The 14,741-nt window shown below is 36.0% G+C and carries 14 protein-coding genes and 2 pseudogenes; 5 read left to right on the top strand and 11 right to left on the bottom strand.

Going from position 1 to position 14,741, the window contains the following annotated elements; translation table 11 throughout:
• Nucleotides 1-37: 37 nt before the first annotated feature.
• Nucleotides 38-1,915, top strand: a complete 1,878-nt coding sequence (locus OPR60_RS00750) for an ankyrin repeat domain-containing protein (protein WP_265039683.1) — start codon at nucleotides 38-40, stop codon at nucleotides 1,913-1,915.
• On the opposite strand, the gene sdhA is transcribed toward OPR60_RS00750, so the two are convergent.
• The 5 genes from sdhA to OPR60_RS06720 form a co-directional block, all read right to left on the bottom strand.
• A complete protein-coding gene (gene sdhA, locus OPR60_RS00745) occupies nucleotides 1,887-3,692 on the bottom strand; it encodes a succinate dehydrogenase flavoprotein subunit (protein ID WP_065094600.1) in 1,806 nt (601 codons plus the stop codon). The two genes, OPR60_RS00750 and sdhA, sit on opposite strands and share 29 nt — an antisense overlap.
• A 734-nt stretch (nucleotides 3,693-4,426) precedes the next feature.
• Nucleotides 4,427-5,179, bottom strand: a complete 753-nt coding sequence (locus tag OPR60_RS00740) for an IS5 family transposase (protein WP_265039632.1) — start codon at nucleotides 5,177-5,179, stop codon at nucleotides 4,427-4,429.
• Nucleotides 5,180-5,279: 100 nt separating this feature from the next.
• The gene (locus tag OPR60_RS06730; RefSeq protein ID WP_406829820.1) at nucleotides 5,280-5,585 is read right to left on the bottom strand and encodes a transposase; all 306 of its coding nucleotides are present in this window, start codon (nucleotides 5,583-5,585) and stop codon (nucleotides 5,280-5,282) included.
• Between the two features lie 6 nt (nucleotides 5,586-5,591).
• Nucleotides 5,592-5,804 carry a hypothetical protein gene (locus OPR60_RS06725; RefSeq protein ID WP_406829575.1) on the bottom strand — a complete coding sequence of 71 codons (213 nt, stop codon included), beginning with the start codon at nucleotides 5,802-5,804 and terminating at the stop codon, nucleotides 5,592-5,594.
• Between the two features lie 87 nt (nucleotides 5,805-5,891).
• Nucleotides 5,892-6,032, bottom strand: a complete 141-nt coding sequence (locus tag OPR60_RS06720) for a hypothetical protein (RefSeq protein WP_406829573.1) — start codon at nucleotides 6,030-6,032, stop codon at nucleotides 5,892-5,894.
• A gap of 79 nt (nucleotides 6,033-6,111) precedes the next feature.
• On the opposite strand from OPR60_RS06720, the pseudogene OPR60_RS00730 reads away from it, so the two are divergent.
• Nucleotides 6,112-6,858, top strand: a pseudogene (locus OPR60_RS00730) (transposase); the annotation flags it as partial.
• A 561-nt stretch (nucleotides 6,859-7,419) separates the two neighbouring features.
• Here OPR60_RS00730 and OPR60_RS00725 read toward each other — a convergent pair.
• From OPR60_RS00725 to OPR60_RS00715, 3 genes are all read right to left on the bottom strand, one after another.
• Complete coding sequence (locus OPR60_RS00725; RefSeq protein ID WP_265039682.1) at nucleotides 7,420-8,037, bottom strand: hypothetical protein; 618 nt, start codon at nucleotides 8,035-8,037, stop codon at nucleotides 7,420-7,422.
• Nucleotides 8,038-8,266: 229 nt separating this feature from the next.
• Complete coding sequence (gene pyrF, locus OPR60_RS00720; protein ID WP_065095194.1) at nucleotides 8,267-8,941, bottom strand: orotidine-5'-phosphate decarboxylase; 675 nt, start codon at nucleotides 8,939-8,941, stop codon at nucleotides 8,267-8,269.
• A 30-nt stretch (nucleotides 8,942-8,971) separates the two neighbouring features.
• Entirely contained in the window at nucleotides 8,972-9,664 is a 693-nt protein-coding gene (locus tag OPR60_RS00715) for a hypothetical protein (protein ID WP_265039681.1), read from the bottom strand.
• 94 nt (nucleotides 9,665-9,758) lie between these two features.
• On the opposite strand from OPR60_RS00715, the gene OPR60_RS00710 reads away from it, so the two are divergent.
• The 3 genes and pseudogenes from OPR60_RS00710 to OPR60_RS06975 all read left to right on the top strand — a co-directional run.
• Nucleotides 9,759-10,511: an IS5 family transposase gene (locus OPR60_RS00710; RefSeq protein WP_265039632.1), complete on the top strand. Its 753-nt coding sequence runs from the start codon at nucleotides 9,759-9,761 to the stop codon at nucleotides 10,509-10,511.
• A gap of 100 nt (nucleotides 10,512-10,611) precedes the next feature.
• Nucleotides 10,612-11,364, top strand: a complete 753-nt coding sequence (locus OPR60_RS00705) for an IS5 family transposase (protein ID WP_265039632.1) — start codon at nucleotides 10,612-10,614, stop codon at nucleotides 11,362-11,364.
• Between the two features lie 17 nt (nucleotides 11,365-11,381).
• A pseudogene (locus OPR60_RS06975) lies at nucleotides 11,382-12,085 on the top strand (IS3 family transposase); the annotation flags it as partial.
• Nucleotides 12,086-12,129: 44 nt separating this feature from the next.
• Here the strand turns inward: OPR60_RS06975 and OPR60_RS00695 are convergent.
• The 3 genes from OPR60_RS00695 to OPR60_RS00685 all read right to left on the bottom strand — a co-directional run bounded on the left by OPR60_RS00695 (nucleotide 12,130) and on the right by OPR60_RS00685 (nucleotide 14,676).
• Nucleotides 12,130-13,620 carry a hypothetical protein gene (locus tag OPR60_RS00695; RefSeq protein ID WP_265039679.1) on the bottom strand — a complete coding sequence of 497 codons (1,491 nt, stop codon included), beginning with the start codon at nucleotides 13,618-13,620 and terminating at the stop codon, nucleotides 12,130-12,132.
• A gap of 193 nt (nucleotides 13,621-13,813) precedes the next feature.
• Nucleotides 13,814-13,936 carry a hypothetical protein gene (locus OPR60_RS06960; protein WP_410541807.1) on the bottom strand — a complete coding sequence of 41 codons (123 nt, stop codon included), beginning with the start codon at nucleotides 13,934-13,936 and terminating at the stop codon, nucleotides 13,814-13,816.
• Nucleotides 13,924-14,676, bottom strand: a complete 753-nt coding sequence (locus OPR60_RS00685) for an IS5 family transposase (RefSeq protein ID WP_265039632.1) — start codon at nucleotides 14,674-14,676, stop codon at nucleotides 13,924-13,926. Before OPR60_RS00685 ends, OPR60_RS06960 begins: the two co-directional genes overlap by 13 nt.
• Nucleotides 14,677-14,741: the final 65 nt, after the last annotated feature.

Below are 14,741 nucleotides of genomic sequence, written 5' to 3'. Positions count from 1 at the left end.
TGACAACTTAAATAGCTTTTAATATTGAGGTTTTAGTATGGATATAGATCTAAACGCACTAACTACTAATGCAAAAAAATTAGATGAATACATAGATAAAAATGAAAAGCAAGAGCGGGATAGAAAAGACGAACAATTGTATGGCATTATAGAGAGAAAGGTAAAAAAAGAAGAACACAAGCGTGAAAAACCAAGAGGTCAAGATGGAGCTCTCAAGGAGTGTAAAAGGTTATTCAAGGAAGGTGCTAGCCCTGAAGTATTAACTAAATTAGAAGAATCACTTAGAGAACAAGAAAAATATTATAGGTATTATGTCCAATGCTTCCTTCCAGTGCTAGATAAAGCAATAAAACGATCGAAAAAAATATCAAATGAAACAAAAGAACGAGTAAAGCAAGTAATTTCAGAAATTACTGATAATAGCAAATATTGTTCTAATAGTATTACCCACAACAAAAATGATCGTAGGAATAGTGAAGATAGTGAAGCAGAAAGTGGCTACGGTAGCGATATTGAAGATGATCATAAAGTAGAAATAAGCAACGAAATAACAAATAGCAATGCTCTATTACTAAAAGCGATCAAAAATGGAAATAACAGGAAATTTAAAAAATATCTAAAAGATTGTACGGATATTAATAGTATGAAAGGTGAAAAAGACAACAATATTTTACACCTTATCGTGTCGTTGGAAAAGAAACAGAAATGCAAGTTTCTAGGTACCCTAATAAAAACGGTCACCGAGGAAGATTTAGCACAACTCATTAATAGTAAAAATCAGGAAGAACAAACGCCTCTTCATCAGCTGCTTCAGCATATAAAAGGAAAGAATGAGGATCGATCATGTACAGATAGAAAATTTGAAAAAACTAAAAGGTATGAAACCCTAGAACTATTGCTAAAAAACGGTGCAGATATTACTGTGCAAGATAAAGATGAAAAAAATGCTCTGCACTATATTGCTTCATTCAAAGGAGAACAAAAAGTTACATGTTTGGAATTGATTTTAGGTTTAGTAAAAAATGGAACAATATCTAAAGATAAATTAGGTAAAGCTATAAATGCTAAGAATGGAGAAGGGAACACACCCCTAGAATTGGCATTAAAGAAAAAAGCAGAAAAAAGAAGTATCGAATACCTACCGCAAGGAACAATTTTTGATACAGCAACTGCTTATGACAATACAACAAAATTTTGTACAATGCTGCTAGAAATAGGCGCTGATCCCTGTTCTCTGGAGCTGAAAGATCCAAAATTCCATACTAAAAAGTACTATTTAACTTTACGAGATCTAAAAGATTATTCAGGGACTTCACAGAAAGCACAGGAGAAAGCTAAAGAACTAAAAGAGAAGCTTGAAGAAAAATACCACTGTAAAACTGCTTCAAAAAAATGCAAGTCTGGCATTAAAGAAGCAGGTTCTGGTATAAAAAAAGGAGTATCTGCTGTAGCAGGATTCATAGATCCAGCAAAAAGGACCCGCGAACTGTTAGCAATCACGATAACGATTACTGTTATTGCAATGGTAACATTTGCTTTCTTTCAGGGTCAAATGGCAATTGGAGCAGCCATTCCTATCATAGCTGTTGCTGGAGTTATATGCCTTACTTTAACTTTAGGATTTAGTGGTATTAAGAAACTTTTTGAAAAATCAACCAACAAAGCACAGGACACATTTAACGACAAAAACCGCTCTAATTCAACAACAGAGCAGAATCAAGCTTCGAAGAACCTTGTTAATAATGATCAACAGAATTTAAGAAATGAGACTAAAAATCAAGCAGTACAAGAGTCACCAAATCAACCAGAGCATACAGAAAACCCAGCTACTAAAATGAGCGATGTATCAATACTACGTCAATTCATGAATAAGCTAGATGGGCTGACTAATAAACCCTCTTCTCTGGCGCTATGAAATCAATCTCACCGCTCAGAGTTTTTTCAGCCACTTTTTTATAATCAATTTTTACGTTAATTTGCCCTTTCTTTTCTTCAAGCCACGCTATAGTGTGCTTCATCCAGTTTTTGTCATCACGTTCAGGAAAGTCTTCACGAGCATGGGCACCTCTGCTTTCCTCGCGATTAGCTGCGCATTCCATGGTAATAACCGCTTGTGGGATCATGTTAGCAAGCTCCAGTGCTTCAACTAAATCACTATTCCACATCATACTGCGATCCTCAAGTGAAATATCAGGCATCATTTTTGCTACCTTTTTTATAGCTTTTTTGCCTTCTTCTAAAACTTCAGCAACACGGAAAACTGATGCGTATTTTTGCATAGTGTTCTGCATTTCACTGCGTATTTTTGCTACTTTTAGCCCACCAGAAGCAAATCGCATTTTATTGAATCTATCTACTATCCAGTCTGTGCAGTCTGAATGCAATTTTTTATGTGGTGTACCGGATTTTAGTTTCTCTCTTGCTCTGAGCGCTGCAGCTCTGCCAAAAACCACAAGATCAAGAAGCGAGTTAGAACCAAGTCGATTTGCACCGTGCACAGAGACGCACGCAGCTTCTCCAATTGCAAATAGTCCATCTACCACTTCTTCCTTACCTTGCTTCAGCGTGATCACTTCTCCATGATAATTGGTTGGAATGCCACCCATGTTGTAGTGAACAGTCGGAATGACCGGTATTGGATCTTTAGTGACATCAACTCCAGCAAAAGTTCTTGCGGTTTCGCTGATGCCCGGCAATCTGAGCTTTATTACTTCCGGATCAAGATGCGCTATAGTTAAATACATGTAATCTTTTTTCGGTCCAACTCCCCTTCCCTCTCTAATTTCAATTGTTATTGCACGACTTACCACATCACGGGAAGCTAAATCTTTTGCTTTTGGTGCGTAATGTTTCATAAACTTTTCGCCCTGAGAATTAACGAGGTACCCCCCTTCACCACGGCATCCTTCTGTCATCAAGCACCCTGAGCCATATATTCCTGTTGGATGAAATTGTACAAATTCCATATCTTCAAGCGGTAATCCAGCCCTTACTACCATGCCATTACCATCACCTGTGCAGGTATGCGCACTTGTTGCAGAGAAATAAACACGTCCATATCCACCTGTTGCTAGCACCACTCTATGCGCACGAAATTTATGTAATGTACCGTCGCATAGCGACCAAGCAAGAACTCCGCAGCATGCTCCGGTTTCGCTATCCATAATTAAATCAATCACAAAGTATTCAACAAAAAATTCAGCGTTGAATTTAAGACACTGCTGATATAGAGTGTGAAGGATCGCGTGCCCAGTTTTATCTGCCGCCGCACAAGTGCGTTGAGCTGATTTTCCTTTACCAAAGTGAGTTGTCATTCCACCAAAGGAACGCTGGTATATTTTGCCATCTTCTGTACGAGAAAAAGGTACGCCAAAATTTTCAAGTTCAATAACAGCTTTAGCAGCGTTTTTACACATATATTCTATTGCATCTTGATCACCAAGCCAGTCTGAACCTTTTATTGTGTCATATGCATGCCAGCGCCAATCGTCTTCACCGATATTACCTAAAGCTGCACTAATTCCGCCTTGTGCTGCAACTGTATGACTTCGTGTAGGGAAAATTTTAGAAATGCAGGCAACTGAAAAATTAGTTGCAGCCATCCCAAGCGTTGCTCTGAGCCCTGCTCCACCTGCACCTACTACTACCACATCATACTCATGTTCTATGATCTCATACGCTGACTTATCCATATTTACTTATTTTATCATTACAGGCTTATGATATCACAGAAGTAGAAAAAATCTATACAAGTTTTCTGTAGCTATATCGCTGCGGTATTTCATAATAGATCCCGCTAACACGTAGCGGGGTGACAGCAGTCCTACGTCATACCGCCGCAGTATCTCAGCCACTAACACGTAGCGGGATGACGGTTGTCAGGGTGTCATCCCAGCGCCTCTATGACGTCATCCCAGTGCTTGACACTGGGATCCAGCTTTTTTGTAATTTTATTGAAAATGTTGTATAGTCGTTTGTTTACAATCAATTTTTCTGGATCCCAGTGTCAAGCACTGGGATGACACCCTACTTAGCCGTCATACCGCGATTCATTTGCGGTATCTCATCCGCTAACAAGAGATCCCGCTAACACGTAGCGGGATGACGAGCTTATTGTCATGCCGCCGCGAACCGTCATACCGCCACGAACCGTCATACCGCGATTCATTCGCGGTATCTCTAGATCCCGCTAACAAGCAGCGGGATGACGATTGTCGTTTAGCTATAAATATTTAAGAAATTTACCAAATAAAAAAAAGGCAAAAGAAGCCCTGGTCATTATCTATTTTCAGTATTGGCGTTTTTTAAGTCTTAAACACTGCAATTTAGCTGTTTTTAAATGCAACTAACCTTAGCTATAAATGTTTAAGAAATTTACTAGGCAGAAAAAAAAGGCAAAGAAAACCTAGGCTCTGTGGACAAAATTTTAGAGAAGCCATACAAGAGCTCCAACAAAATTGAGAAAACCAATAAAAACCTCAGCAGTTTTATCAAATCTGGAAAAAATGCGCCTAAAATTTTTAATTTTACCAAAAAAACACTCAATCAAATGACGTTCTTTGTAGATATGCTCATCGTAATACCTTTGCACTTTTCGATTCCGTTTTGGCGGAATAACTACTGTACATCCCTTGTCTTCAAGACTTGTAACAAAGGCATTGCTATCGTAGCCCTTGTCAGCTACTACAGTAGAGTTATAGATACTTTCGGTCAACACTTGTGCCTGCGTAATTTCATTTCTTTGACCAGGAGTCAGAGTAAATTTAAGTGGATTTCCAAGTGCATCGACAAGCGCATGTATTTTAGTTGTAAAGCCACCTTTGCTCCTCCCTAAAGCTTCTTGATCCTTGGAGTTTTTTGTATATCCAGATGAACATGGATGGGCTCGGATGATCGTACCGTCGATTATAGCAACTTCTAAATCAGGCTCTTGTTTAGTATATTCAAGCAATTTTTTCCAGACATCTCTTTCACACCATCTTTTAAATCGCTTATGTATACTCCTGTAATTACCATAAGTTTTTGGTAAAAGTCTCCATTGGCAACCACTTCGCACTATGTACCACACTGCCTCTATGAATATTCTTAAACGTTTTTCATCTTTGCTGTGCATTCCTTTTACGCTTTTTATGAACTCTAAAATTTGTTTCCAATTTTCCTCTTTGATGTAATATTGCATATGGTAGTTTCTCCATTTTTTACCTATTAGGCTAAACTACCATCTTTTTCTCTCTTTTCATATTTTTTGTCCACAGAGCCTAGGCTCTGTGGACAAAATTTTAGAGAAGCCATACAAGAGCTCCAACAAAATTGAGAAAACCAATAAAAACCTCAGCAGTTTTATCAAATCTGGAAAAAATGCGCCTAAAATTTTTAATTTTACCAAAAAAACACTCAATCAAATGACGTTCTTTGTAGATATGCTCATCGTAATACCTTTGCACTTTTCGATTCCGTTTTGGCGGAATAACTACTGTACATCCCTTGTCTTCAAGACTTGTAACAAAGGCATTGCTATCGTAGCCCTTGTCAGCTACTACAGTAGAGTTATAGATACTTTCGGTCAACACTTGTGCCTGCGTAATTTCATTTCATTGACCAGGAGTCAGAGTAAATTTAAGTGGATTTCCAAGTGCATCGACAAGCGCATGTATTTTAGTTGTAAAGCCACCTTTGCTCCTCCCTAAAGCTTCTTGATCCTTGGAGTTTTTTGTATATCCAGATGAACATGGATGGGCTCGGATGATCGTACCGTCGATTATAGCAACTTCTAAATCAGGCTCTTGTTTAGTATATTCAAGCAATTTTTTCCAGACATCTCTTTCACACCATCTTTTAAATCGCTTATGTATACTCCTGTAATTACCATAAGTTTTTGGTAAAAGTCTCCATTAGCAACCACTTCGCACTATGTACCACACTGCCTCTATGAATATTCTTAAACGTTTTTCATCTTTGCTGTGCATTCCTTTTACGCTTTTTATGAACTCTAAAATTTGTTTCCAATTTTCCTCTTTGATGTAATATTGCATATGGTAGTTTCTCCATTTTTTACCTATTAGGCTAAACTACCATCTTTTTCTCTCTTTTCATATTTTTTGTCCACAGAGCCTAGAAAAAGTGAGGTCTGGATGGAAAAAACTTGAAAAACAGAAAAAGTGTCATGGTAGAAGATCAAAACTACCAACTCTGGAAGATAAGTTGTTTTGCGTAATTTTGTACTATCGCACTTACATAACACATAGATTTTTAGGATGCCTATTCAATGTGCACAACGCAAATGTATGTAGGTTACTTAAGAGAATAGAGCCATTACTCGCCAAAAAAGTGACTATAACAAAAGATAGAAGTATGACGCCAGAAAAAATACTGAAGATTTTGGCTGATGTTACAGAACAGCAAATACAGAGGCCAGAAGATAGTAAAAAACGGAAGAAATCATATTCAGGAAAAAAAAGAACCAACACTATGAAAACTGAGATTATTATCGAAGAAGGAGGAAGAATTTTATCAGTGTCAAAGTCATACCGTGGTAGAATTAGTGATTTTCGCATAAGGAAACAAGAAAAATATTTACCACTTGATAGCATAAAACATGCTGATTCTGGATATCAAGGTTGGCAAAAATTGCAAAGCAATGTTATAATTCCATATAAAAAGTATCGTAAAAAGCCATTAACTCCAGAGCAGAAAGAGCATAATAGAAGGTTAGCATCATTTAGAATGAGAGTAGAAAATAAGATCCGAGAGATAAAGATATTTAAGATTATGTCGAATGTTTATCGCAATTTTCAGAAAAAATATAACTTGAGGTTCAATATTATTGCTGGTATTGTAAATCTTAAGCACGCCTTTTAGTTAACCTTGATTTTATTCACCCTCCTTTCCTTTTTTTTATCGCTTGATTCGCAGCAGGTCTATAGATGTTTCCCACAGTTGTACGAATATTGCAATATGGTACATAGTAAACGATGTCATTCCAGTGCTCCCTTTCTTGTCATCCCAGTGCTTGACACTGGGATCCAGCTTCTATGCAACTTAATTAAAAACGTTTGTTTTAGCGTAAGACAACTACCTTTAGCTCATCAGCTCAGTTATAAGCAAAATTTCTGGATTCTAGTTTCAAGCACTGGAATGACATCATCTGTTGTGCAATTTACCTTTAAAAATGAATGTTCGTACAGTTATGTGCTTGGCACTGAAATGGCATCATTTTTTATCTGTTGAAAATGTAAACCGAAAAATAGCGTGGCACTTTGTGCCACGCTTAGTACTGTAAGCTTAATCCAGTAATTAAATTAAGCGAGGTAAAATAGAAGATAATGACACTATATAATGTTCGTTCTTTTATGTCAAGCACTTTTTTGAATTTTTTTGGTGATAATTTTTATCCAGTTATTTTATTATTGTAGTATAATTTCAATGCCAGATACTATCATTATGATCACTATCTAAATTTAAATCGTAATTATCATCAAATTTATATATCCCCTCCATCTCTTCTCTATGCAATTCATGTGAATCACCTAAAGCTTTTTGATTAGAAACGTCAACACAATACTGTAACAGTGCTCTTAATGCTCCAGCACTATCTTGATCTAAATTAAAATTGCTAAAATCAAATTTCTGCATATTCTCCACATGTCCTTCTCTACATAACCTACATATCTTAGCAAAAGCCCTTTCACTTTCTCGACTCCAAGCATTAAGAAAGTAAGGATCTACTACTTTGCTAAATTGTTTCTCTATCTCTTCAAGAGAGCTCTCTGGATTAAGTTCTAATATTACTTTGAAAATCCCACTGCCATGGAATCTATAAAATTTACTAGATAAGCTATCTTTTACAAAATTAACTGCATCATCTATTGTAACACCAGAGCGAGATTCAAATATCATCTCAAATGCTCCATAACAACTATCAATACCAAAATTAATTATTTTTTCCATAAAATCAATTACCTCTTCTAAGGAAATTTGTGGCTTATTCCTCAAGATAACTTCTAAACTCTTGACAAAATTATGCCCATGCTGACCCATAGCATGGGTTTTCCCATTTATTGTATAATGATATAGCTTCTTATTTTCTATTATATGCTTATTGCACTGGTAGATATGTAGCTTATTCAATTTGCCAGAATATTCCTCTATTTCCTTATCTGGTAATTTTGAGCGGAATTCCTTGATTACTTCGCGTATTATTCTATTGATATTGCTCATGCTTATTCCTAATTAATATGTTAGTATTTTTATAAATTAAGTTATTATATTAAAATTCTTTCATGGATTTCAATATTAGCTCCGCACTACTTGTAGTTTTTGTAATGGGTCTGCCAATGACGATATAATCAGCTCCTGAATTTATTGCTTCTTTTGGTGTTGCTGTTCTTTTTTGGTCGTCATGACCTGGATCTATACGAATTCCTGGAGTAATAATTTTCAAGTCTTCACCGCATTCTCGGCGCACTTCTTGAGCTTCTAGTGCAGAACAGACTATTCCATGGAGTCCAATCTTTTTTGCAAGCTTTGCAAGCAAAATTACCTGTGATTTTGCCTCTCTTGCTACTCCAAGCTCGTTTAAATCCTCATTGCTCATACTAGTTAGCACTGTCACTCCAATCAGCTTTATTTTTGTGCCTTGCACTACACTTAGCGCTTCTTCAAGCATTTTTGTTCCACCGCTGATGTGCAGAGTTAACATTTCAACGTTCAGAACTTTTATTACTTCAACTGTTTTAGCTACAGTGTTTGGAATGTCATGCAATTTCAGATCTAAAAAAATTGGTACATTGCATTTTGCAACTTCTTGCACTCCAGAAAGACCTTGAGCAGCAAAAAATTCTAATCCCAGCTTTACCATGCCAACTTTACCACGCAGAGCATTAGCTAGAGAAATAGCCTTATTTAAGTCTTGTGTATCCAGTGCGCATATTATTGGATTCATTATCTTGCATGATTTATCTTATAATAAGACTCATTGTTGTGTTTTGCAAATACTTTCACTCTGATTGAACTGACTGCGTTCATAAGATTCTGTCAATAGTGAATTTGGCAACTTGGTCGGGGTGGATGAGCGACTGACAAATAATGATTCATATCCAAGATCTTCCAGCGAAGAAGAAGGCGTTTCGTCTGGCAAAAGCCGTGCAATTTCTCCTTGTAACGCAGACTTTAATATTTGAATCGTATCTAATATTGCTTTTCCATCATTATTTCTTATTGGTTCTTCTATATTGTCTGTTACGCATCTTATCAACAGTTGCGCAAAATTCACTTGTTTTTCTTTCTCTTTCAAAAAATCTTCTATTTGACTGTCTCGTTCTAAAAGTGAATTTCTTAAACTTTTTACTTCATTATTACAATCTTTTCTTATCCCATCTAACTCAAAAGATTGATTTTTAATTAAACCATTTGCTTCATCTAACTCTTCAAATTTCTCTTTTAATTCTTTAGATAAATTTTTCTTTTCTTTGTTGACCTCTTTAATTTTACATTGTAGCTTATCTAAGTTTGCATGCAGCCTTTCTTGTTCTTCACGTAATTCCTCTACTTCTTTAGAAAGTTTATTTTTTTCCTTATTCAATGCCTCTACTTTTTCACTAAGTTCATGTTTTTTCTCACGTAGTGCCTTTTGTACTTCACGTAACGTTTCTATTCTATCATTCAACCACTTATTCTCTAGGCTCTATGGACAAAAAATATGAAAAGAGAGAAAAAGATGGTAGTTTAGCCTAATAGGTAAAAAATGGAAAAACTACCATATGCAATATTACATCAAAGAGGAAAATTGGAAACAAATTTTAGAGTTCATAAAAAGCGTAAAAGGAATGCACAGCAAAGATGAAAAACGTTTAAGAATATTCATAGAGGCAGTGTGGTACATAGTGCGAAGTGGTTGCCAATGGAGACTTTTACCAAAAACTTATGGTAATTACAGGAGTATACATAAGCGATTTAAAAGATGGTGTGAAAGAGATGTCTGGAAAAAATTGCTTGAATATACTAAACAAGAGCCTGATTTAGAAGTTGCTATAATCGACGGTACGATCATCCGAGCCCATCCATGTTCATCTGGATATACAAAAAACTCCAAGGATCAAGAAGCTTTAGGGAGGAGCAAAGGTGGCTTTACAACTAAAATACATGCGCTTGTCGATGCACTTGGAAATCCACTTAAATTTACTCTGACTCCTGGTCAAAGAAATGAAATTACGCAGGCACAAGTGTTGACCGAAAGTATCTATAACTCTACTGTAGTAGCTGACAAGGGCTACGATAGCAATGCCTTTGTTACAAGTCTTGAAGACAAGGGATGTACAGTAGTTATTCCGCCAAAACGGAATCGAAAAGTGCAAAGGTATTACGATGAGCATATCTACAAAGAACGTCATTTGATTGAGTGTTTTTTTGGTAAAATTAAAAATTTTAGGCGCATTTTTTCCAGATTTGATAAAACTGCTGAGGTTTTTATTGGTTTTCTCAATTTTGTTGGAGCTCTTGTATGGCTTCTCTAAAATTTTGTCCACAGAGCCTAGGCTCTGTGGACAAAAAATATGAAAAGAGAGAAAAAGATGGTAGTTTAGCCTAATAGGTAAAAAATGGAGAAACTACCATATGCAATATTACATCAAAGAGGAAAATTGGAAACAAATTTTAGAGTTCATAAAAAGCGTAAAAGGAATGCACAGCAAAGATGAAAAACGTTTAAGAATATTCATAGAGGCAGTGTGGTACATAGTGCGAAGTGGTTGCCAATGGAGACTTTTACCAAAAACTTATGGTAATTACAGGAGTATACATAAGCGATTTAAAAGATGGTGTGAAAGAGATGTCTGGAAAAAATTGCTTGAATATACTAAACAAGAGCCTGATTTAGAAGTTGCTATAATCGACGGTACGATCATTCGAGCCCATCCATGTTCATCTGGATATACAAAAAACTCCAAGGATCAAGAAGCTTTAGGGAGGAGCAAAGGTGGCTTTACAACTAAAATACATGCGCTTGTCGATGCACTTGGAAATCCACTTAAATTTACTCTGACTCCTGGTCAAAGAAATGAAATTACGCAGGCACAAGTGTTGACCGAAAGTATCTATAACTCTACTGTAGTAGCTGACAAGGGCTACGATAGCAATGCCTTTGTTACAAGTCTTGAAGACAAGGGATGTACAGTAGTTATTCCGCCAAAACGGAATCGAAAAGTGCAAAGGTATTACGATGAGCATATCTACAAAGAACGTCATTTGATTGAGTGTTTTTTTGGTAAAATTAAAAATTTTAGGCGCATTTTTTCCAGATTTGATAAAACTGCTGAGGTTTTTATTGGTTTTCTCAATTTTGTTGGAGCTCTTGTATGGCTTCTCTAAAATTTTGTCCACAGAGCCTAGCAGATATTCAAAAAATATATCAAGCTTCTAAATGTAGATATGGAGCTCCTAAAATTCATGCTGAATTAAAGGCTTTGGGTAAAAGTTGCAACTTAAAAACAGTGCAAAGTATTATGCAGAAAAATGGTATTCAGGCTATATTGAGAAGAAAATTTAAAATTAAGAAACAACAAACGGACAGTAGAGTCGTAGCTCCCAATATATTAGACCAAAACTTTATTGTCGATCAACCAAATAAAGTATGGGATTACTTATATAAAAACCAAAGAAGGATGGCTATATTTGGCAACAATAATCGATCTATATTCACGCATGGTAGTTGGCTGGTCAATGAGCAGTTCAATAAATAAACAATTGGTTATGGACTCTTTATTAATGGCCGTTAACAAGCGTAAACCTGCCAAAAATCTACTATTACATAGTGATCAAGGTTCACAATATACTTCGCAAGGTTATCAATATCTCTTATCCATAAAAAACATAGATGAGTCATAAAGGTTGTTGTTACGACAATTCTGTTGTGGAAAGCTTCTTCAGTTCTCTAAAAAGGGAGTTACCAATAGACACCTCTCGGCACTCTAAACAGCATATCAAAACTGCTATATTTGAATATATAGAAATTTTTTATAACAAACAACGTAGACACTCCACTATTAACTATTGCATTCCTGAGCATTTTGATTCATCATTCTCTTTGTGAAAAACATTCCAAACTTTCTCTCCACTTTTTCTGGGTAAGGTCAATTAACCGACACTATAAACAACATCCTTACAATTATGAGATTGAACCACAACTTGCTCAAGCGTTAAGCTGCTGCGTTTAGCGTCTTTACCGTGGTTTTCCCCAAGAACATTTGTTCTTTCGTGTTTTATTTCTTCAATGAATTTCTTGTTAACGCTTTTAGGGTCAATCTTTTCCTGCGAATATATAAGATTAGTGCAATTTGTTTTTCTATAATAATGTATGCCAAAACCCACAATGAGTAATGCAAGTATACCAGAACCTATAAGTAATGATAATCCTATGTTATTAGTCAAAGGGTTTTGGTAAAATTTTTGTACACCATTAACACCATGTGTTGCAAGTAGCCCTAGAGGAAACGCTATATTTGCAGCAACTACACCAGTAAATAATGCAGTAAATATTGGTCTGTCGTTAATTACTGATTTTATTTTATTAGTTCTAGTAATTACTTTTTCGTCAATGTTAGTGAAGCCTTGTTTAGCTTCCCAAGCATTAAGTACAAAATTTGAATGAGTGTCATTGCTATATTCCAGTCTTACAGATTTTATAGCTTTATCTTTTGGCTGGTGCTCCAACACCTCAGCTAAAATTTTATCCGCATCTTTTTTTTGAATGGAATGTTCTTCAGTATCTATAAATTGCCTTGTTGCAAAAAATATTGGACCAATTGCAAGCAATGCAGCAAGTGCGATAACTGGTATAGTGATATATTTTGGGCTGTTTGTAAAAAATGCAATAAATTTTGCTTTATCTTGTAAATATAATAAAGCTGCAGATGTGCTGAGTATAATAGCATTTGCACCAAAAATTACAAAACTCTTCTGCTGCATGGCATACTTTGCTCTTGGCAAGAATCTGTTTGTTTTTTTATTTTTTAAAATTGCATCGTCATTTATGTTAAATTTACTATTTGTAAGCAAAGACTTTTTAGAGCCATCTGCTGCGCTTGTGTATGATGGTAGTGAGCCAGTTGGAGGTATACTTGAGCTGTTAGTTCTTTGTAAATCTTCTAATATTTCATTATTCCAAGGTGGACTAAATACTGTCTCTTGAGAAGGTGATCTGCTTAGAGTGGGATTTTGACTACCTATTCCACTTTCTAAACTATCTTTTGAAGATGAACTTGCTGGCATTTCTGACAAAGAAACATGAGTTGGCCCATCTTTTATTTTAGAAGGAGGGGATGGTGGTACTATAGTATTAAGATTTAACAAATCTCTGCGTTGTAAAGCTGGATTTTTTGACGGAACTGGTGGTGCTCCATCACAATCTTTCTGTCGATTTATAGATGCATAAGTAGGATCCACTTCCTCATCATCTGATTCTTCATGTGACATTCCCTGCACACGTGGTACTACATTCAGTACACTTGAGATAGCATTTCCTGCTTCTTCAGGCGATGGTGGATCTTTTAGTGTTATCTTGCTATTTTCACCTGTTTGTTCGTAGGAAGTTAATTTTACTGTTGATTTTTCGACTGACCCATGCATATTCACTCCAAAGTTAATTACTATGCTGCATTGATTACGCTATAGTTATTAAGATGTAGTAAATACCAATTTACAGATAATGTATCTGTTTAGCAGAGTGGCAAAATAAGGTAGACGAGAAAAGACAACTATAGGAACAAATGGGTGTCATCCCAGTGCCCAGACACTGGGATCCAGAAAATTTGATTGTGTACTATACAACATTTTCGATCAAAAGCTGGATTCCAGTGTCAAGCACTGGAATGACATCACAGGGGCACTGGAATTTTTGTTTCAATATTTGTAGGCTCTGTGGGCAAAATTTTAGAGAAGCCATACAAGAGCTCCAACAAAATTGAGAAAACCAATAAAAACCTCAGCAGTTTTATCAAATCTGGAAAAAATGCGCCTAAAATTTTTAATTTTACCAAAAAAACACTCAATCAAATGACGTTCTTTGTAGATATGCTCATCGTAATACCTTTGCACTTTTCGATTCCGTTTTGGCGGAATAACTACTGTACATCCCTTGTCTTCAAGACTTGTAACAAAGGCATTGCTATCGTAGCCCTTGTCAGCTACTACAGTAGAGTTATAGATACTTTCGGTCAACACTTGTGCCTGCGTAATTTCATTTCTTTGACCAGGAGTCAGAGTAAATTTAAGTGGATTTCCAAGTGCATCGACAAGCGCATGTATTTTAGTTGTAAAGCCACCTTTGCTCCTCCCTAAAGCTTCTTGATCCTTGGAGTTTTTTGTATATCCAGATGAACATGGATGGGCTCGGATGATCGTACCGTCGATTATAGCAACTTCTAAATCAGGCTCTTGTTTAGTATATTCAAGCAATTTTTTCCAGACATCTCTTTCACACCATCTTTTAAATCGCTTATGTATACTCCTGTAATTACCATAAGTTTTTGGTAAAAGTCTCCATTGGCAACCACTTCGCACTATGTACCACACTGCCTCTATGAATATTCTTAAACGTTTTTCATCTTTGCTGTGCATTCCTTTTACGCTTTTTATGAACTCTAAAATTTGTTTCCAATTTTCCTCTTTGATGTAATATTGCATATGGTAGTTTCTCCATTTTTTACCTATTAGGCTAAACTACCATCTTTTTCTCTCTTTTCATATTT

Origin of the sequence: Wolbachia endosymbiont (group A) of Trypoxylon clavicerum (genome assembly GCF_947251665.1) — a bacterium.
GTDB classification, from domain to species: domain Bacteria; phylum Pseudomonadota; class Alphaproteobacteria; order Rickettsiales; family Anaplasmataceae; genus Wolbachia; species Wolbachia pipientis.
This window is presented reverse-complemented; position numbering and strand designations above follow the sequence as displayed.